Genomic DNA, 19,913 nt, shown 5'->3' on the forward strand with positions numbered 1-19,913 from the left:
GCAGAAAATGCTAGAAATTTAGAGGCATGCAATGGAAGAGGCACATCATATTATCGAGCAAAAGTTCGAGATAATATTCGGCGATTTCTTAGAGAGGTGGTTTGATTTTAAAATCCAATCGCCCGCCAATCTGATCAATCTCCCGGCGAGTGACGCCGACGCGCTACGCCTCCTGAGGGACGAAGGTGTCCATGCCTCGCCGCACACTGGGCGACACTTGCGCATCTATACTCAGAGCGTCAAAAGCAGCTTAGAAGCAATTGAAACCTATCTCACCAAAAATCCTGGTGAAGTTGATAATGCCAAGAAAGCTTTCGAAACGCTGGTGTCGGGCTTGAAGGACAGTTTGAAGCATAAGGTCGGCGAAGAACTCTACGGGCGGCTTTACACAAACGCTAACAAACTGCTGGATGACACTCTCCCGAAAAACGCAAAAGGCGAAGTTACAAACGCCGGCAAGGCTCTGGCGCGCGCGGCGGCTACTAAAGAAAATACCCAGACTCTTGAAAGGCTGAGCGCCGCCGTCGCGCAACATCTGACGCCTCCGAATAGTGGCGTTACAACTATCGTCGGCCGCATTGCGGCGGCCGTCGGAATTTCCTCTGCTGGAGATGCCCTTGCCGTAGGCGCAAAGTTTGTGGGAGGATTCGCTGGGCTCCCAGTGACCGTTGCGAGTTTTGTGCTCGAACCCTCTCCAGCGGGAGATGGTTCGGCAATATGGGGACCTGGCGCCAGTCCCCATCCTGAAGGGTCGGTTGAGTTCTTCAACCCTGGCGCGGCGAGATCCCAACTCGACGTGACAGGCCCAGGAAGCTCCTCCTTTGGCAAGGATTACGGCGATGGCAATCTGCCAGGGAACGGCATTTATTTCGCTCCGGGTAACTCGGTCACGCCCGGCTTCGGAAGCGGTCTCTTCGGCGACGCGACGAGCGGGCTGGGCGGTCTCTTCGACGACACGACCAGCGCGCTGGGGAATCTCCTCGGTTCGGCCAATTATTCCTTTGGCTTCATCGACAACGGCTTCATGTTCGGCGTGAACTGGGGCGGCTATCAGGGGCAGAATATCAATTTGCCCGACTTCGGAAAGCCTGTGCTGCCCTTTGACGGCGGCGGATCGCAGGGTGGGTGGAGCTTCGGCTTCAACAGCCTCGGCGACCTCGGCCGCATGGCGCAAGGATTCTGGTCGGATACGAAGGCGCTGTTCTCGAGCGTCGGCAATTTCTTCGGCAATATCTTTGGCGGCATCGGCGATTTCTTCAGCAGCATCTTTCCGGTGGCGCTCGATTTGAACGGCGACGGCGTGCAGCTGACGCCGGTGACCTCGTCGAACACTTTTTTCGACATGGCGGGCGACGGCTATCAGCATTTGACCGCCTGGGCCGCTCCAGGCGACGCGCTTTTGGCCTATGACGCCAACAATGACGGGAAGATCGACCAACAGAACGAAATCGACTTCACGCAATGGGACCCGACGGCGACCTCCGACATGCAGGCGCTGCGCGACGTGTTCGACAGCGACCATGACGGAAAGCTCAGCGCCAGCGACGCGAAGTTCTCGCAGTTCAAGCTGATCGTCAGCAACGCCGACGGCACGCAGACGCTGCAGACGCTGGCGCAGGCGGGGATCGCCTCGATCAATCTCATCGAGGACCAGACGAGCCGCACCTTCGCCGACGGCTCGTCGATCGACGGCCAGACGAGTTTCACCCGTACCAACGGAACGACGGGAACGGCGGCGACGGTCACGCTCGTATATGACGCTGCAGGCGCCGCCCTGCGCTCGACGACGACGCAAAACGCCGACGGCTCCAAGACCATCGACAATAAGTCGCTCAATGCGGATGGGAGCGTCGCCAGCGAGCGGATTCTGACGACCTCGGCGGATGGCAAGACGAAGACGCTGTCGGTCGATCTCGATGGCGACGGGGTGATCGACCAGATCCAGACCTCCGTTACGGTGGTCAACGCCAACGGCTCGAAGACGGAAACGGTGACCGACAAGACCGCCGGCGGCGCGGTTTTGGCCCGAAGGGCGACGACGACCAGCGCAGACGGTAAGTCGATCACGATTCAGACCGACCCGGACGGCGGCGGCGTCTGGACCCGCGTCGAGACGATCGTCGTGGCCGCTGACGGCTCACGCACCAACACAGTCTCGAACTTCAACGTCAACGGGTCGCTCATTGACAAAACGATTGTGACGACGAGCGCAAACGGGCTGACAAGCCAGACGCAGACAGACGTCAATGGCGACGCCGTTTTCGATTTAACCACGAACGACGCCGTCGTGGTCAACGCGGACGGCAGCCGCATCGAGACGGTCAGGGAGACGAACGCTAATGGCTCCCTGCGCGACGCCTGGGTGAAGACCACCAGCGCTGACGGACTTTCGAAGACGACAGTCTTCGATCTCGACGGCAATGCAACGACAGATCTGACCACCACGGAAGTCGTCGTGAAGAACGCCGACGGCTCGTATTCGACGACGATCAGCGACTTGAATCGCGACGGCTCGCTCCGGGATCGCACGAAAACCCTGCTTTCGGCCGATAATCTGTCTTTGACAACGCAGGTGGACGCCAATGGCGACGGCGTGTGGGACGTGACGACCACGGACGTCACGATCATCAACGCCGATGGCAGCCGGACGCAGACCGTGACAAATTTGAACGCGGATGGCTCCAAGCGCGACAAGACGGTGATCGCCAAGGCGGCGGATGGCCGGTCACGGACGATCCAGATCGACCAGAACGGCGACGCGATCTGGGACAGCGTCGAAACCATCGTCGTTGCGGCGAATGGCTCGAGCGTCGATACGACGACCAGATACAACAGCAACGGCAGCATCATCGACAAGTCGATCGTCTCGACGAGCGCCGACGGGCTGACGCGAACCAGCCAAATCGACGCCAATAACGACGCAATCATCGATCTGACCACGACGGAGACGACGGTAAAGAACGCCGATGGCTCGTCCACCCAGACGACTGCGAACAAGGCGAACAACGGCGCGCTGAAAGACAAAACGATCACGACGACGAGTGCGAACGGGCTGAATGTCTCGACGCAGCTGGACATCGACGGCAATGGAACGATCGACCAGACAATTGCCGATGTGACGGTGGTCAACGCGGACGGCAGCCGCACGGAGACGATCACGCAGACGAACGGCAATGCATCGTTGCGCTCGAAAACAGTCGTGTCGACAAGCGCCGACCACAAGACGGTGACCACGACCGCGGATTTGAACGGCGACGGCGTGACGGACGTCATAGAGAGCGTTGTGACCGCGACGAGCGGGCTCACGACCGACACCGTCTCAGAATATAATCCGAACGGAACCTTGCGCGCCCGGACAGTTTCAACCGTCAACGCCACTGGCCTGTCGAAGACCGCGCAGAGCGATGTGAACGGCGACGGCGTGTGGGACACGACGGTTACGGACACGACCGTGCTTTACGCGGACGGCAGTCGCATCGAAACAGCGTTGACCAAAAACGCCAATGGCTCCCTGCGGTCAAAGATCGTTGCGACAACGAACGCCACGGGCCTGTCCGTCACGACGCAATCCGACGTCAACGGCGACGGCGTGAACGAATTGACGACGACAGATGTGACCGTGCTCAACGCCGATGGAAGTAAGACTGAAACGGTCACTGATTTCAACGCCAGTGGGACGAGGCGCGATCAGACAGTCATCGTGACCAGCGACGATGGGCTTTCGGTCACAACCTCCATGGATCTCGACGGCAATGGGAGCGTCGACCGAATTCGCACGGATGTCACCACGCTGAACGCCGATGGCGGCCAAGTGGAGACGATTACGGACAAGAATGGCGACGGCACGCTGAGGGACAAGATTGTAATAGCGGTAAGCGACGATGGGCGAACGAAAACGATCTCCAGCGACCTGAATGGCGACGGGCAGAACGACAGCGTCGAAACGATTTCGGTCGGCGCGAACGGCTACACTGTCGATACGGTCGTCGATTACAATCCTAATGGCTCCCTACGGGACAAAACTGTCGTTCAGACAAGCGCCAATGGCCTGTCGGTGCAAACACAAACGGACGTCGACGGCGACGGCGTTTGGGACGTGACCCGGATGGAGGGGACCGTCCTCAACGCCGACGGAACCAGATACGAGGTTGTCGCCGATCTGAATTCGAATGGCTCGAAGCGCGCCCAGAAATTAATCTGGACGAGCGCGAATGGGCTCTCGAAGACGGTTTATATGGACGTCAACGGCGACGGAGCATGGGACACCACCATGTGGGATGTCGTCGCGCTGAATGCGGACGGTTCAAAGACGGAGATTTCTTCGGAGACGAACGCCAATGGCGCCCTCAGGGGCAGGTCCATCACAACGACGAGTTCTGACGGCAAAACCACCTCTATCAACCGAGACGTCGATGGTGACGGAATAACCGATCAGACCGAAACGATCGCCCTCCAGGCCAATGGAGACACCGTCGACACACTTTCAGACCTGTCCAGAACAGGCGCGCTGCAGAGCAAGCGCATCACGACAACCAGCGCCAACGGGCTTGTCGCGACAGTCACCTATGACAACAACGGCGATGGAGCCGTCGACCGGACGGAAACTGACGTCACCGTCTTAAACAGCGACGGAAGCCGCGTGGAGACCTACACGGACTACAATGGAACAACAGCCGGCGCCGTCGTCGAGCGGATCGTGAAGACTGTCAGCGCGAGCGGTTTGATCGTGACGACCGAGCGTACGGGCGTGAACGGCTATGAGACGCTCAATTCCTATGCAACGGACACAACTGTTCTGAACGCCGATGGCTCGACGACGGAGACGGTCGCCGTATCGGCGACCGCGGGCGGCGCGCTCAAGACCAAGGTCGTCACGTCGACGAGCGCCAACGGCCTTTCGAAGACGACACAAACCGACGTCAACGCCGACGGGCGGTTTGACGTGACGGATACGACGGTGACCAATGTCGACGGGAGCCGGGTCGAGACGCTTATCAATCTGAACATGGACGGGACGTTGCGCCAGAAGGACGTTTTGACGACGAGCCGTGACGGCCTGACGCAGGGCCTTCAGCGGGACACGAACGGCGACGGCGTCTTCGATCATTTTGAAGCCAAATCGCGTAACGCTGACGGCTCGACCTCCGACATCGTTTGGGACACGACCGCCGCCGGCGCGTTGACCTCGAAAATCAGCACAACGCTGAGCGACGACCAGTTGTCAAAGACAACGTCGGTCGATTCGAATGGCGATGGCGTGGTGGATTTGAGCCGAAGCCAAACGACCGTGCTGAACGTCGACGGTAGCCAAACGATCACGGTCGCGGATTACGGCTCTGCGGGGATTTTGCGCGACCGGACAGTGACGACGGTGAGCGCCGATGGTCTCACCAAGGTGTCGAAGATCGATGTGAGTGGCCGCGGAACATCACTCGAGACGCAAAATGATGTCACCCTACTAAAAGCGGACGGCAGCAGCACGCGCACGCTCACGAACACCTATGCCGACGGAACGATCAAGGATCAGATTGTAACAACGACGAGCGACAACGGCTTGACCACGAATATTGTCACGAGGGGCTATGGGGCGATCGCAGAGGCCAACGAGACGATCACGATTGCGGCGGACGGCGCGAAGACCGATACGGTCTCCTTGACTTATTCGAATTCGAGCTTGACGACGACCGTCACGACAACGACGAGCGCAGATGGATTGATCATCACCTCCCATGAAACTGGCACGGGGATGGGATGGCAACAGGGCCCTCCACTTTACGTCTATGGCAACCCTATCCCGACCGTTGGCCTAGCGGTCAAGAGCGTCGACGTCACAAGCACGAAGGTCTACGTTCCAAGCTCCAACGGTAGCTATGCTTGGTATGTAACATCGCCCGACAGCTATTCGATTAGCCTCCTTGGCCTCAGTTCGGGATATCTCGGCGCTTATGCGTCGCATTCGATTGACGAGAATGGCGTGGACACCTGGGTGTGGAATGAAAGCCCAACATCGACCTTTAGCCTGTATGGGTACACATTCAGCACCTACAACGGCGGCGGAGCGAAATCGATTACGATTGACGTTGCTTCCGAGCAAAAGTTCGTCGCGATGGCCGAGCGCATGTACGACACGCTCCTCAACCGGGACATGAGCGAGAGCGAAAAGCAGTTTCTCGCGGACTATATTACGACGAGCGGCGCTGGGGCGGAGTTCGATCTCAATAAGCTCGCTGCCGACGTCATGACGAACAAGACCTATTTACCGACTCCGGCAGGAGCGGTCGCTCTAGGGAGCTTGCCGCCGCCGACGGAATTTATCGGCAAATATGGCGCTCTAACGGACGCCGAATTCATTGAACAGATGTCCCAGAACGCTCTCGGCCGCTACGCTACGCTGGCGGAGCTGAATAATTATCTCTCTCAGCTCAAGGCCGGGACGGTTACTCGCGCCGATATCGCTGTCGCCCTGTCGGAAAGTTCAGAACATGTCGCCGACGGCAACGTCCATGAGACGACAAACAACACGGTGAGCGGTGGGCAACTGGTTTCTATCGATCACACGACCGACAAGCAGGTTGCGACGGATATTCTAGGGCAACTCTATTACGCTGCGTTGAAACGTACCATGACCGGCGCTGAAATCGCTGCACAGCTGCCGAGGATTCTCAACGGATCGGCGACGGAGTTTCAGATCGCCGGCGAACTCATCGCGTCTTCGGAATTCGCTACGAAATACGGAACGACGACCGATGCAGCCTTCGTCAATCTCGTATTTACCAACGTCTATGGCCGAGCGCCGACGTCGACGGAGTCTCAAACCTGGGCCGGCATGCTGACCGCCGGGACAATTTCAAGGGCGGATTTACTTGATTCGGTTGCGCGCACAATCGATCACGCCACCCTTGGCGGCGTCAACGTCACTGCGATCTACGTGACGAATACCGGCGCAACGGTCAACACGGCCTTGACCCCCGTGATTTTCGAAAATGGATCTGGCGGAACGGTCTCGAGCAGCGGAAACGCCATCACCCTCAAATCGAACACAAATGTCACGGTCAATGGCTCCAATGATCCGGTCGCCGTGATAGGGACCGGCAATCAACTGACCGTGAACTCCGGAAACGTCACCGTCGACGCCTCCGCCAGCGCGACTGTCACTGGATCAGCCAATAAGCTCGCGACCGACGTAAACGCGACTTTGTCGGTTGCAGGTCACGACAACGTCGTCAATGCCGGCGGCGGTTCCACAGTGAACGTCGCAGGCGGCGTAATTAGCACTGTCGTGATTGGCTGGAATTGGGTGTGGGGATGGCCAGTCGCGATCTATGGCACGGAGAATCATACGAATACGATCAACATCAGTGGCGGCAAGGTCAACATTGCCGCCGGCGACACCGATACGATTAACGGTTCAAATAATGATATTGCCCTTCTCGGGTCCTCAACGATCACGGAGAATGGCAACAACAACAATTTCGTGTTCCATCCAGGGTTCGGGACGGATGTGATCTCTGGTTTCGATGCGTCGGACACGTTGCAATTTGATCATGCGATCTTTGCGGATTGGTCGCATCTTCTTGCCGCTTCATCTCAACAGGGAGCAGATACGCGTATCACGTTCGACGCAAATAACACGATCACTCTCAGCAACGTCTCTCTGTCGAGTCTGACTCAATCGCAAGTGCAATTCGTGTAAACGGAGGAGACGCTGGCGAAGCTCTAATGGGCGAAATGAATGTCTTATGGGAGGAGCAGGCGTCGCCAGGAGTCGGTTCTGGGGGAGCGATTGGGGAATGGGCGATTAGGAGCGCATGGTCTATGCGGCAGGCCGCCCAACTTGTCTTCAAGCAATCTGATTGCGCGAGTTAGGGTCGGCTGGGAGTCGTGGCAGCAGCGCTCGACGTCGGATCGCGCGATATCAGTCTAAGCGGATTCGGCGGGTTTCTCTCTGATTCATATGGGCCATCGCCATGCTGCGTGGATATTGCGCAAGACTTTCTCGACCTCCAAATTGTTCCCTTCGTCAGGTCGGTTCAGTAGGAAAGACATGAACAGGCGAAGTCCCTTTACATATGAGGCAGGAGGTAATAACGGGAAGCAGATCATAGCTTTAAGGTTCGGCTGAAAATGCACGATGCTGCGGCGGATGAAACCGCGCCGACCGAAGAAAGGCCCCATGAAGAGCCGGCGGGGCGCCTTGAAGACTCCGGGTTGCAGGGCCTTTGCGGGATCGCCGCCTACTATCGCATTGTCGCTAGCCCTGATCAGATCCGGCGGGAACTCGCGCTTCACGGAACGAGCGTCAGTTGCGAAGACCTCGTGCGAGCCGCCGTTCTTATCGGGCTCAAAGCGCGCTTAATTCGTCCCATACATAAGCAAAGGCTTGCCGCTCTCCCTTCGCCTGCGATCGTTCGAACGCGAATTGGCCGATTCGAAATCTTTGGCGGCAAAATGCCTTCTGGCGATTATCGCCTCGTCGATCCGATCACGCGCGCGGATCGTAGCCTTCCCCTAGATCAAATCCATGAGGTGATCGACGCGGTAATTCTTGTTTCTCGTAGACTTGGCGGCGCAGGCGTCGAGCCCAAACATTTTAGTCTTCGCTGGTTTCTACCTTCGATTTGGCGCTATCGTCGGCCGTTGCTTCACGTCCTCGTCGCATCGTTCTTTGTGCAAATCTTTGCCCTGGTGACGCCGCTTTTCTTCCAGGTCGTTATCGACAAAGTCCTCAGCCACAGGGGCTACGATACGCTCTTCGTTATGATCGGCGGACTGGCGGTTATCGGCGCTTTCGACGTTGTGCTTCAGTATTTGCGCACATACGCGCTGTCGCATACGACCAATCGGATTGACGTTGAACTCGGACGCCGCCTGTTTTTTCATCTCTTCCATCTGCCGATGGCGTATTTCGAGACGCGATCCGCAGGGCAGACAGTCGCGCGCGTAAGAGAGCTCGAGACGATCCGTTCTTTTTTGACGGGTCAGGGGCTGTTTTCGCTTTTGGACATCTTTTTCACGATCGTCTTTCTTGCGGTTCTGTGGGCCTACTCCTGGAAACTAACGCTGATCGTCATCGCCTCGATACCGCTTTACCTTATCGTAGCGGCGTTCATTCGTCCGATCCTCCAAGAAATGATCAAGGAGAAGTTCAATCGCGGCGCCGAGAGCCAGCAGATGTTGGTGGAAGCGGTCGTTGGCGTGCAGACGATCAAGTCGACTGCTGTCGAGCCCTCGATGCAAACGCAATGGGAAGAAAAACTCGCTTCTTATGTATCGAAATCATTCGATACTGGATTGCTGGGCGCGGGGGGCCAGTCCGCGATTCAATATATCAGCAAACTCACAAACGCGCTGCTGCTGCTCTTCGGTGCAAAAGCGGTCATCGACGGCGAGCTATCGGTGGGGGAATTCGTTGCGTTTAACATGATTTCCGCTCAAGTCGCGCAACCAATTTTGCGGCTCTCGCAAATCTGGCAAGATTTCCAGCAAGTGCAGATCTCTATCGATCGTCTGGGCGATATCCTGAATGCTCCGATGGAGCCATTAAATCTCGCACATGGGAATTTGCCGCCTGCTAAAGGCGAGATCGAGTTTCGGAACGTCACGTTCCGTTATCGGCCTGGTTCGCCTGAAATATTGAAAAATATCTCGTTCAAGATAAAGCCGGGAGAAGTCATCGGAGTAGTCGGACGCTCCGGATCAGGCAAGTCAACCCTCGCAAAATTGGTTCAGCGCTTTTATGCGCCTGAAGAGGGGCAAATCCTTGTCGACGGCGCTGACATTATGCAGGTCAATCCGGCGTGGCTTCGCTCGCAGATTGGCGTCGTGCTCCAAGAGAACCTGCTCTTCAACCGCAGCCTTCACGATAATATCGCGCTCGCCAATCCTGCGATGTCTCGGGCGCAAGTCGTGGCCGCGGCAAGAATGTCCGGAGCTGATGAGTTCATCAGTCGGCTAGCCAATGGCTACGACACCATGGTGGAGGAACGGGGCAGCAATCTTTCTGGGGGACAGCGACAGAGAATCGCCATTGCTCGCGCGCTTGCAATCAATCCTCGGATTCTCATTTTCGATGAAGCGACCAGCGCCCTGGACTACGAAAGCGAACGCATCATTCAGAAAAACATGTTCGAGATCGTCAAGAGCCGCACCGTTATCATCATCGCTCATCGTCTGCAGGCGGTCCGGAGATGCGACAGAATCATTAGTCTCAGCGAAGGGCGCATTCAAGAGATGGGCGCGCACGATGAACTCATCCGCAATCCGAACGGTCTCTATGCTCACCTTTGGTCTCTTCAGAACGATTTGGAAGCCGTTTGATGCGGCTAAAGAGGAAGATCAATCTCGCGAAGCCAAGCGCTGACGGATTGCCTCGTCTTCGCGCTGCGGCGGAACAGCTTGCGCTCGTGAAGTGGGCGCGCTCGGATGGCGAGTTCCTTCCTGCGGCCATCTCGATTATGGAAACCCCGCCCTCTCCGATACATATCGGTCTGCTCTGGGCAATCTGTTTGCTGTTGAGCGTCGCGCTGACATGGATGTATTTCGGTCATATCGACATCATCGCAATTGCGCAGGGGAAAATTCAGCCGGCCGGCCGCGTAAAAACGATCCAACCGCTTGAGACCGGCCGCGTGGTCGCGATCCATGTCGAGAACGGGCGGCATGTTGCTGCCGGAGAGGTCTTGGTGGAGCTCGATCCGGCGGAAGCTGCTGCGGACGAAAGGGGTTCCTCGATCGTCTACCTGGCCTATGTCGCGGAGAAAGTGCGCCGGAAGGCCTCCTTGAACGCGATCGCCAATAATTCTTACGACAAGGAAATAGCGGTTGATTGGCCGAAGGAGATTCCAGACCAGCTCAAGGAACGGGAAGGTCGTATTCTCAGAGGGGATTTAAGACAGCTTCTGAGTTCACTTAAGAGCATTGATGCGCAGCTTGATCAAAAGGAAGAGGAACAGAAGCGCCTCAAAAATACGATCGCGAGTCAGGAATCACTGCTCGCGACTCTCAAAGAGCGCGTCCTTATGAGAAAGGGACTGCTCGCCCGCGGATCGACGCCTAGGGCGGCAGTCATCGATTCGATCGAGGCGCTGCAGGTCCAGCAAACCAATCTTGCGACCCAACAGGGGCAGCTCACCGAAGCTCAGGCCGCGAGCCGCGTGCTGCGGCAAGAGCGAACAAAGCAAGTGGATGCATTTGTCGCCGAGAACGAACAAAAATTGGGCGAAGCAGAGCGCCAGATCGATGATTTCGAGCAGAGACATAACAAGGCGCATGAGAAAACCGAACATATGACGATCAGGAGTCCGATCGCTGGAACGGTGTTCGGTCTATCGGTTACTACAAAAAACCAGGTTCTGACGACGGGCGAAGAACTCATGCGAATCGTTCCCGATGACGCTGATCTTGAGATTGAATGCTATATTCAGAATAAGGACATAGGATTTATAAAGAAGAATCAGCCCGCCATTGTGAAGATCGAATCATTTCCATTCACGCGCTATGGCTCGCTTGACGCGACGGTGACGCGTGTTGCGCATGACGCGATACCCGAGCCTGACGCTCAAGCGCTCGAAGGCAATCCGACAAAGCCCGCCAAAAATAGTTATTTCGGCGGCGCGCAACGCACTCAAAATCTCGTCTTTCCGGTGACCCTCCGCTCGGAGCGTTCGACGATGAATATCGATGGCGTCGATGTTCCGTTGTCTCCCGGCATGGGCGTTACCGTAGAGATAAAGACCGGGCGGCGCCGCATTCTCGAATATCTGTTTTCTCCACTGCTCGAAGTCGCGTCACGCGCGATGAAGGAAAGGTAATTTTAGCTCGATGTGCAGGCTTGGAAAAACGCCGATGTGCGCGCGCGTGCTGCGCGATCAGTCGTGCCGGCGAAATGTTCTTCTAGCCTGCATTGTGTGCTGTGTATATTTTGCGGCGGCGCACGCGAGTGGAGACACGATAAACGGCGCGTTGGAGAAGGTTTACACGACAAACCCCGAAATCGACGAACAGCGAGCGAACGTTCGCGTCCATGATGAAGAGGTCTCAAAGGCCTATTCCTATGCGCGACCGAAAGCGAGCATATCCGCAACGGGCGGGCCGCAAAGAACGCTGATCCGCGCTCCGGCCGGTATTGATCAGTTCAGCAGCAGAAAATACCAGAGCGACAAATATTCGGGCAAGCCGCTCAATGCGACCTTCGCGTTTCAGCTGCCTGTGTTGGATGGGGGCAAAACGAGAGCGAGCGTAGGTCAAGCGGAAGCCAGCGTATCAGCTTCGAGGGCAGTTCTTCGTGATGCGGAACAGCAGGCGCTCTTGAAGGGGGCTACGGCATATATGAATGTGCTGCGCGATGCAGCTGTGGTTCGTCTCAAGAAGAATAACATCAGCGTTCTTCGCGAGCAGTTACGGGTAACAGTGGATCGCTTCGAATTCGGCGAAGTGACTCGCACAGACGTGGCACAAGCCGAAGCCGCGCTCGCCCAATCCCAAGCCGATCTGGCGGCGGCATTCGGCGCGCTCGAAAATAGCGCCTCGGTCTATCATCAAACGATTGGCGTCGAGCCAGAGCTGCTGCAACCGGCGCCGTCCCTTGAAGCGCTTCTTCCCGCGAGCCGGGAAGACGCAATTGCGATCGCTCTTGCCGATCACCCTTCCATCGTCGCCGCAGTTCACCAGATTAATGCTGGAGAATCTGCCGTGAGAATCGCGGAAAGCGCGATCCTGCCGACGGCTTCTGTCGGAGCTCAAGTCATCCAACAATTCGATTCATATTTTGGCTATCCAAAAACCCGGCAGTTTGGCGCACAGGTGTTCGGTCAATTGAACGTGCCTCTCTATCAAGGCGGCGGCGAGTACTCTGCGATACGGCAGGCGAAAGAGCAGCTCGGTCAGGCAAGAATTCATGCTGACGTCGTCAAGAATTCTGTCAGAGCGGCGGTTATTCAGGGCTTCAGTCAGTTCACGACAGCGAAGGCCGCCGTTTCATTCAACATGAAAGCCGTCAAAGCCGCTGAGGTGGCGCTGCGCGGGGTCAGAGACGAAGCCGCTTTCGGACAACGCACCACGCTCGACGTGCTGAATGCGCAACAAGCGCTGCTTACTGCTCGCGTGAATCTTGTGACCGCGCAACGAGACAGGGTTGTGGGCTCCTATGCAGCGCTTGCGGCGATCGGGCGGCTCTCATACGCGACCCTCGACCTGGATGTCATGCCTTACGATCCATCGGTGCATTTGGAACAAATTCAACATAAGTGGATTGGCGTTTCTGTTCCCGAGGAGCAATCAATAATAGAGAGCTTGCTCCCTTAAGAGCTTGGATATCTCATTTTACCGATGCAGTGGACCGAAGTCCGCGTCGCCCATCGAAACGTGCAAACTAATGGCGTAAATCCGCTTGCCCATCACAGGACGAAAGGTGCGTCGTTGCGCGCGTGTGGGCGGGCCACTGGTCGCGCGGAAAAAGCCCGCGCGGGTCCCGCACGCATACCCTGATCCCATGCCGATCGGCGTAGGCGAGCTCCGCCAAAAAGGCTTTGGCCGGGAGCAGAGGAGTGCTGAACTCATCTGGCCCGATTCGGCGGCTGGTCTTGGGATGCTAGATGTCGAGGGCGGGTCGAGAGGTTCGAGGCCGAAGTCGTCGAGGATCAGGAGATCGGCGCGACCGAGGGATTTGATGAAGCGCGGAGGGCGGCCGTCGCCGCAGGCGAGGGCGAACTCTTCGCAGAGCTTGGTCCTGATTGAACCAAGGAATCGTCCGCGTTGCGTTGCCGCAGCCAATTGAACACCAAGGTTTCTCCGATCTCAAATCCTGCCCACGCATGCCTGAGCGCCGCCGTGCTCCACTGGAGCGGGAGCGAACTGTGCATCAGCGGAGCAGTCCTCCAAAATGCTAAGCTCCACTCGGTCTTTAAGCAAAGGCTCCTCATCGTCGACTGCGCGCACCAGCTCAAGCATTATGTCTGCGATGCCAACAGAGACTCGTGGGCTCATTTCCCAGATAAAGTTCTTCGCCAAGTCAAGCAGCTGCAGGATGTTTAGCCGGGCGGGCGCAGGGGCACTCTTGTCCGTCACTTTGCATCTCCGAGGATGGGAGGTCTGATCGGGTGGATGGTTGGCGAGGTTTCAGAGCGATCCGGATTTCTGGTGGAACGATCGTGACGCGTGGGATTGGCGTGGGCGCCGGCACCTCGCTTGTGATCGTCATCTCGAATGCCGCGGCGAATTCCAGCGCGAGCAATTGGAGCTCCAGCATCGCGACGCCCATGCCTACGCACACCCGCGGTCCAACCCCGAATGGAGTCCACGCGGGATTTCTCAGATGGTCCCGATCGAGCCTAAAAGTTTCGGGTTCGGTCCAGAACCGAGGATCCCGATGCATGTGCCAAGGGCTGACGAGGAGCGACGTGCCTGCAGGCAGGCGTTGTCCGGCGATCGTCACAGGCTTCTTGACCTCTCGCGAGAGCCAGTAAGCAGGCGGATAAAGCCGGAGGACTTCGCGCGCGGCGGCCGTAGCGATTGGCGTTCTTGCCAGCAGCTGGGGATTGATTTCGCCGCTTTCGTCAGAAATCGAGGCGGCCTCGTGGGCGATCGCATCGCGGAGCGCGGGATCGATAGAGAGAAAATAGAGAAGCCACGCCATCGCGGTTCCGCTGGTATGGTGGCCCGCGAGGAACAGAAGCAGGATTTCGTCGTTCAGTTCTTTTTCGGAGAGCTGCAACTCTTCGAGCGCTCGAATGAGCGAGTCTTTTTTTGCATTGCGTCGCGCGCGCTCGACCACGAAGTGCATCATGGACGTGCCTTCCGCGAGCTTGCGTTTTTTGCGCGCTCGTACCCAAGGCAGGTCCGGAAGAATTTGAAAGATGCCGGCCGCGAGGTCGTCTTCGATCAAGTTCACCGCTTCCACCATCAGGGCTTCGTCGCCCGGGGCCAGCGCGTCGGGACCAAAAAGCAAGAGACTAATAATGCGTAGGGCGAGCGGCGCCGTCGCCCGATGCGCATCGAAATCCGGCTCGGTCGCAAGCGCTGCGGCGTAGCGACGTAGGAGAGCGGAAATGCTGGGCGCAATGTTCGTCGCGAGGCCGCGCGCCAACTGTGCGTGCATCGCGGCGCGACGCTCCCTGTGCCGCGGTCCGCTGAGCGTGAACGAACTATCGCCCATAATCTCGCGTAGCTTGTAGATCAGCCTGCCCTTGTCGATCTCCTCTTCGGGCGCCGAAAATATCGGCTTCGTCAGCTCGGGGTCGGTCACGAGGTAGACCGGGGCAAAGCCCATATTCAGACGACGCAAAGGCTCGCGCGACGTGCGGCCCATCTCAGTAAAGAAAGCGAGCGTGTCACGCCGAAAGCGCGATATGTCCGAGAACCAATGTCTCATCGATAATCTCCACGTTCTGAAGCCTTTGAGTGAGTTTTTCCAAAAGTGCAGCTGGCTGTGAGGCGATGGGAATTTCCCCGAGGACGGCAAAAATGGGTTTTTGAAAGCGATCTGTTCCGACTTGTTTCGACTCGCCGTAGCGCCGCGTCACGATGCCCAGCCGCCTCATCAGTCGCTCATGCTGCATGTCAGCAACGGCGATCAGGCATCGTGCCGAACGCGTCTGCGCAAACGCTATGAGCAGCGCGTAGAGTTGAACGCCAGCGTCCGAGCGATTTGGCGCCGCCGCAAACCGAGAGATCTCCCAAGCGTCACTGGCCTTGGGCAAAGGCTGATTGTCGGAGAGATGCGAAAACACCTCTGCGCTCAGGTAAGGTCGATCGCACCGCTGTGCTCGAAATGAGCCGATCAAATGTTTGTCTTGCCATAGGCCGCACAATATTGCGCCACATGCGTCATAGTCGTCCCTCTCTTCCTCACCGTTTACCCGCAATTTCCAGCCTTTGTTTTCAACGAAAATTCTTTTGCGAAATCGCCGAATTTCGGCTGCGCGCGCGTCAGATGCTTGATCCTCGAAGAAGATAGCTGTGCTATTGTCCGAAACATTCGCCATCGCCAGCCCCCCAGCTGCTGGGCTGACGATGGCGCAGATCGAGCTTCAGTCCCCATTCTCAAAAATGGGTAGTTTTAAATGGCGACGTCCCTCGACGAGGCAATTGCGAAAATAGAGGCTGCATCAACCGTCGAAGAACTCACCGCTGTTCTTCAATGGGTTGCCGAAGACTGCGGATTTGCGTCCTATGCCTTTGTCGACATTTCTCTGGCAGGCGATCAGGCGCCCCTCGTCGTGACTACGAACCGGCGGGATTGGGACCAGACATACCGTCAGGAGAACTTCATCGAAGTGGACCCTGCGATTGGCGTGGCGCGTCGGTCGAATATTCCTTTCAGTTGGTCTTCGTTGCCGCTGCCGGAGCGCAAGGGGCGACGCATTCCTGGCCCGCTCAAAACCCTTTTCGCCGCCAAGGATCACGGATTCGCAGAGGGAGTCGTCATTCCCTTCCATTACGTCGACCATCTTGGCAGGCCCTATTCCAGCGTGTGCACGTTCTTTTGGACCGATCCGCTGAGCGGCTTTGTCAACAGCTTCAGGGTCAACAAAAACTGGCTGCATTTGGTCCTGATCTATTGGGCTCAGCGGACGATCGATCTCGTCGCGAAAACCCAGCAGTTGCCTCATCGTTTTCTCGACAGCGAAGGCCAGCCTTTGGCGGCGGTTTCCCTCACCGATCGTGAGCGGGATGTCCTCTCCTGGGCGGCGCGGGGAAAAACTGCGTCAGAGACAGCGGACATCATCAATGTCGCCGAAAGCACCGTCGTCGTTCATTTGAAGCATGCGATGGCCAAATTAGGAGCCGCGACCAAGACGGAGGCTTGCGTGCGGGCGATTTACCTTGGTCTGATCAATGTGTGAGGCGATCGAGTGAGCATCCCTGCGCGTAGCTGAAACGTAGGATCAGCGCACCGCGTGTGCTGAGCGCACATCCATGCGTCGAATCTTGCCCTAATCATCACGGAATCGGCGGGCCACTTGCTCGCCAAGTCTTCTTTTATGAACTCGATGCCGTCGCGGGCCTCTTTCCAGCTCACCTGATTCTTCGTGAGCAACAATTCGGTCAGCCGAATAGAATTCGTGACGACCGCTTCCGCAGAGAGCTGTTTCATCGTTCGACCTCGCAACTGATGGGAAGCCAACAGGTTGGGCGCGCAATCTGTCCGCGCGGTAGATCAGGGAAGCAAAGCGGCGGGAGCTTGACATTAAAATGGGAGAGAAAGGACAAATTTGCGTCCTTGTGGTGACCTCTCGAAGAATTCAAAGTGCAATGCAACCTTGCATAATCATTATATTTTTTGCAATTCCCTATGATTTGACGGCCGGCAGGCGACCGGCTCTTGGCCAGCAGCGTTGACACTGGGTTGCGTCGCTCGCCTTTGCAAGCGGGCACCTTCTTGACCCCTTCAGCGTCATGTTCTTTGTTCGTTCACATGTCTACCCACCGCCGCATTCCCAAGAACACCGCCGAATATGCGCGCTGGCTCGCAGGCGAGATCTCGCGTCGATATCGGCCGACCTGGTTTGAGCCCGACACGGCGATGTTTCTCGCGATGGCGCTAGAAGGCTATGCGAGCTGGCTCGACCAAAAGGAGGCTAGGACGCTGAACTTCACGGTGACGGCGATCGACGACCTCGGAACGTCACGAGTGATCGCCGCCGCCGACAACGTCGAGGTCGCATGGGCGGCGTACAGCGCTGCAATCCCAAAACAAACCCATGGACGTCTGATGCTACATCAGAAGGCACGAATTATCGCGCAGCATCCCACGGAAGTCGCGTAGGGCCCGAAACCGAATGGAGACTGCTCTCGCCGGAGAAGCGCAGAAAGCTTCTCGCGGGACATCGTCTGGACTGAACAGCCCGGCGAAGGGGCTGTGGAACTCGGAAGCCGCCGTCGCGGCCGGCGACGGCTCTTCCCCATCTTTCGACGGCTCCGGTAGCGCCGCCTCAGATCACTGCGCTCGGGGCAGCAGGCCAACTTGAGAAAAGCGGCGCGCGAAACCGGCTCTTCCGGCCAGCTGCGCCATCTGAGCTTCATCAGGTCGCCGAGAATTTCGATGACTTCGGACTCGTACCAGCCTCAGGGTCGGTCGTGGTGAGCACGACGCTGCCAACCTCGATATCGCCCAGCAGCCGGTCGGCTGCGGCGCACCCCGGTCTGTATCGACCTTTGGCGAGTCAGCCGAGGCCGTGCTGGCCGATGGCGCAGTTTGTGCCTAGCCCCCCAGCGGCACCGACAATCGACCCTATAGCCATGCCCTGAGGGAAGGCAATAACGCCCCCCGCTGACGAACACCCGCCACTTGGGCTCCTACATTTGTCAAGTATAATAGCGCGGATATATTCTAAAGGATTGTAAATAACGGTATAAACTAACGGATCTGAGGATTAAGACGGAAGGCGCACATGAGCGACATCTACGAAGACCTGCTTAATCGCCATCGCTGGGTTCGCGTCATGGCCGACTATTCTTGCGATGGGGTGTGGGACATCGAGGGAAATTCCTGTGGGACCGAGGAATTGCCGATCTCTCCCGCGCTCGTCAAGCGCCTTCGCCGCTGGCAGGCGCACTATGAGGCGATTCGAGGATGCGATCGAAGAAGAAAACCGGCTCCCCCGAGAAAGCGACTGGACGAATTTTTCCGCCGAAGGCCTCGCCATTGCTCGCGCCGTCAAGGCCGAATTACCCGGCTGGACGGTGTTCTACTTCGATGAGGCCAAGGCGTGCGTCGTTCCCTTGGACGGGAAGCGCCGGCTACGGAGCACCTTTGAATACGAAATCCTGCTCGATGACGAATCTTGCGACTAAGAAAACATCTTGCTCTCGGAGAGCGCCAAAAGAATGTCGCCGCTCTTTGAAAAAATTCGTCGCACTGTGGCGCTACTACCTTCAATAAGATGCGCGAGTGCTATCTGATCTGCGAACTAATATCATGACGGCGCGACTCTATCCGATCTCCAGAGAACGAATCTCTTCAATTTTCTTCAGCCTCATTGGCGCCCTTGAACCCTTCGACGACCGCACGAGCGATTTCGAGCCTGGGGAATATTTTGCCGCGCGGGACATGAAGACCGGCGGCGCTCCATGCTGCGCGGGTCGATTTAAGGAGGGCGCGCTTCGGGATATTCTGAAAATACATAAGCCTGATCGTAAAGTCGGTATCGCTCAGTTGGAGCCGCTTTGGCAGCGTCCCGTTAAGGAGCGCCACGAATATTGTCGCAGCGTCGGCGCATCGGAGTCCTGCCTCTATATTTTCTGGCAAAGCGCATCGCTCATTGACGGCAATTTGCATAATGAAGGCGTCCGTCAATTTGATGCGCTCTTCCATATCTTTGAGTTCCGCTTCATTCGTCGGCCCTGTGAAGAGTGGCGGCTTTCCATATCGGATGATGATATCGTCTGGGTGTGGAAGGTGCCGCGCCGGCGCCTCGCCCTTTGATTCAGCTTCCTTGATTTCGTCCCGACATTGCTGCTGATAGGCCTCCCAAAATTCATTCTCAGCTTTGATCTCGATCGCCTTCTCTCGTTCGATCCGCTCATGCAACAAGGTCGATGTTCTCAGCGCATGAGGGTTGCCTTTGAGGCCCGCATTCTGCAACGCGCGAATAAGAGCCTGTTTGGCTGGAATGACAGAGACGCTATCGCCCTCACGGATCGTGACGCCGCGCTCGCCCTCTTTCAGGATCAATTCCTGTATGGGAAGCGGCTCAATCCGGGGATGAAATGGAATGCTTGAGGTTTTCTTAGGCCTTCCTTTTGGATTGCCTGATTGCCCTTTTTGGAAACGCGTTGATTTTGGCAGGGTTGGAATCGGCTCGCCAAATACGAGCGCGCTCTTCAAACGATCCACCATTTCGTCGGAAAACAAGTGTTCCGATCGCTCAGAGGGATCTTCGGTCGAAGATTTGTCGGCGCGACGCTTTGTCATG

11 protein-coding genes and 1 pseudogene are annotated in these 19,913 nt (G+C 57.1%); 8 read left to right on the forward strand and 4 right to left on the reverse strand.

Features of this window, described 5'->3' with window-relative positions:
• Window positions 1–31 precede the first annotated feature (31 nt).
• Window positions 32–259: pseudogene (locus EHO51_RS21350) on the forward strand (AHH domain-containing protein); the annotation flags it as partial.
• Here the strand turns inward: EHO51_RS21350 and EHO51_RS20755 are convergent.
• On the reverse strand, window positions 251–535 hold the full coding sequence (locus EHO51_RS20755; RefSeq protein ID WP_245434666.1) for a hypothetical protein: 285 nt from the start codon (window positions 533–535) through the stop codon (window positions 251–253). The pseudogene EHO51_RS21350 and the gene EHO51_RS20755 overlap by 9 nt on opposite strands.
• A gap of 126 nt (window positions 536–661) precedes the next feature.
• Here EHO51_RS20755 and EHO51_RS00090 point away from each other — a divergent pair, with 126 nt between their 5' ends.
• The 4 genes from EHO51_RS00090 (at window position 662) to EHO51_RS00105 (ending at window position 13,302) form a co-directional block, all read left to right on the forward strand.
• The gene (locus EHO51_RS00090; RefSeq protein WP_245434667.1) at window positions 662–7,693 is read left to right on the forward strand and encodes a beta strand repeat-containing protein; all 7,032 of its coding nucleotides are present in this window, start codon (window positions 662–664) and stop codon (window positions 7,691–7,693) included.
• Window positions 7,694–8,124: 431 nt separating this feature from the next.
• Window positions 8,125–10,317, forward strand: coding sequence for a type I secretion system permease/ATPase (locus EHO51_RS00095; protein WP_124737188.1), 2,193 nt, complete (start codon window positions 8,125–8,127; stop codon window positions 10,315–10,317).
• Window positions 10,317–11,810 (forward strand): HlyD family type I secretion periplasmic adaptor subunit, encoded by a 1,494-nt coding sequence (locus tag EHO51_RS00100; protein ID WP_124737189.1) that lies wholly within the window; start codon window positions 10,317–10,319, stop codon window positions 11,808–11,810. Before EHO51_RS00095 ends, EHO51_RS00100 begins: the two co-directional genes overlap by 1 nt.
• A 34-nt stretch (window positions 11,811–11,844) precedes the next feature.
• Entirely contained in the window at window positions 11,845–13,302 is a 1,458-nt protein-coding gene (locus tag EHO51_RS00105; RefSeq protein WP_281024496.1) for a TolC family outer membrane protein, read from the forward strand.
• Between the two features lie 706 nt (window positions 13,303–14,008).
• Here the strand turns inward: EHO51_RS00105 and EHO51_RS00115 are convergent.
• Window positions 14,009–15,367 (reverse strand): cytochrome P450, encoded by a 1,359-nt coding sequence (locus tag EHO51_RS00115; protein WP_245434669.1) that lies wholly within the window; start codon window positions 15,365–15,367, stop codon window positions 14,009–14,011.
• The gene (locus tag EHO51_RS00120; protein WP_124737191.1) at window positions 15,327–15,980 is read right to left on the reverse strand and encodes an acyl-homoserine-lactone synthase; all 654 of its coding nucleotides are present in this window, start codon (window positions 15,978–15,980) and stop codon (window positions 15,327–15,329) included. The genes EHO51_RS00115 and EHO51_RS00120 overlap by 41 nt, the downstream gene beginning before the upstream one ends.
• A gap of 78 nt (window positions 15,981–16,058) precedes the next feature.
• Here EHO51_RS00120 and EHO51_RS00125 point away from each other — a divergent pair, with 78 nt between their 5' ends.
• The 3 genes from EHO51_RS00125 (at window position 16,059) to EHO51_RS00135 (ending at window position 18,792) form a co-directional block, all read left to right on the forward strand.
• The gene (locus tag EHO51_RS00125; protein ID WP_124737192.1) at window positions 16,059–16,841 is read left to right on the forward strand and encodes an autoinducer binding domain-containing protein; all 783 of its coding nucleotides are present in this window, start codon (window positions 16,059–16,061) and stop codon (window positions 16,839–16,841) included.
• Window positions 16,842–17,413: 572 nt separating this feature from the next.
• Complete coding sequence (locus tag EHO51_RS00130; RefSeq protein WP_124737193.1) at window positions 17,414–17,764, forward strand: hypothetical protein; 351 nt, start codon at window positions 17,414–17,416, stop codon at window positions 17,762–17,764.
• A 791-nt stretch (window positions 17,765–18,555) separates the two neighbouring features.
• Window positions 18,556–18,792, forward strand: a complete 237-nt coding sequence (locus EHO51_RS00135) for a hypothetical protein (RefSeq protein ID WP_124737194.1) — start codon at window positions 18,556–18,558, stop codon at window positions 18,790–18,792.
• 166 nt (window positions 18,793–18,958) lie between these two features.
• Here EHO51_RS00135 and EHO51_RS00140 read toward each other — a convergent pair whose 3' ends face one another.
• Window positions 18,959–19,912, reverse strand: coding sequence for a DUF5681 domain-containing protein (locus EHO51_RS00140; RefSeq protein ID WP_124737195.1), 954 nt, complete (start codon window positions 19,910–19,912; stop codon window positions 18,959–18,961).
• Window position 19,913 lies beyond the last annotated feature (1 nt).

This window comes from Methylocystis rosea (genome assembly GCF_003855495.1).
Taxonomy (GTDB): Bacteria; Pseudomonadota; Alphaproteobacteria; order Rhizobiales; family Beijerinckiaceae; genus Methylocystis; species Methylocystis rosea_A.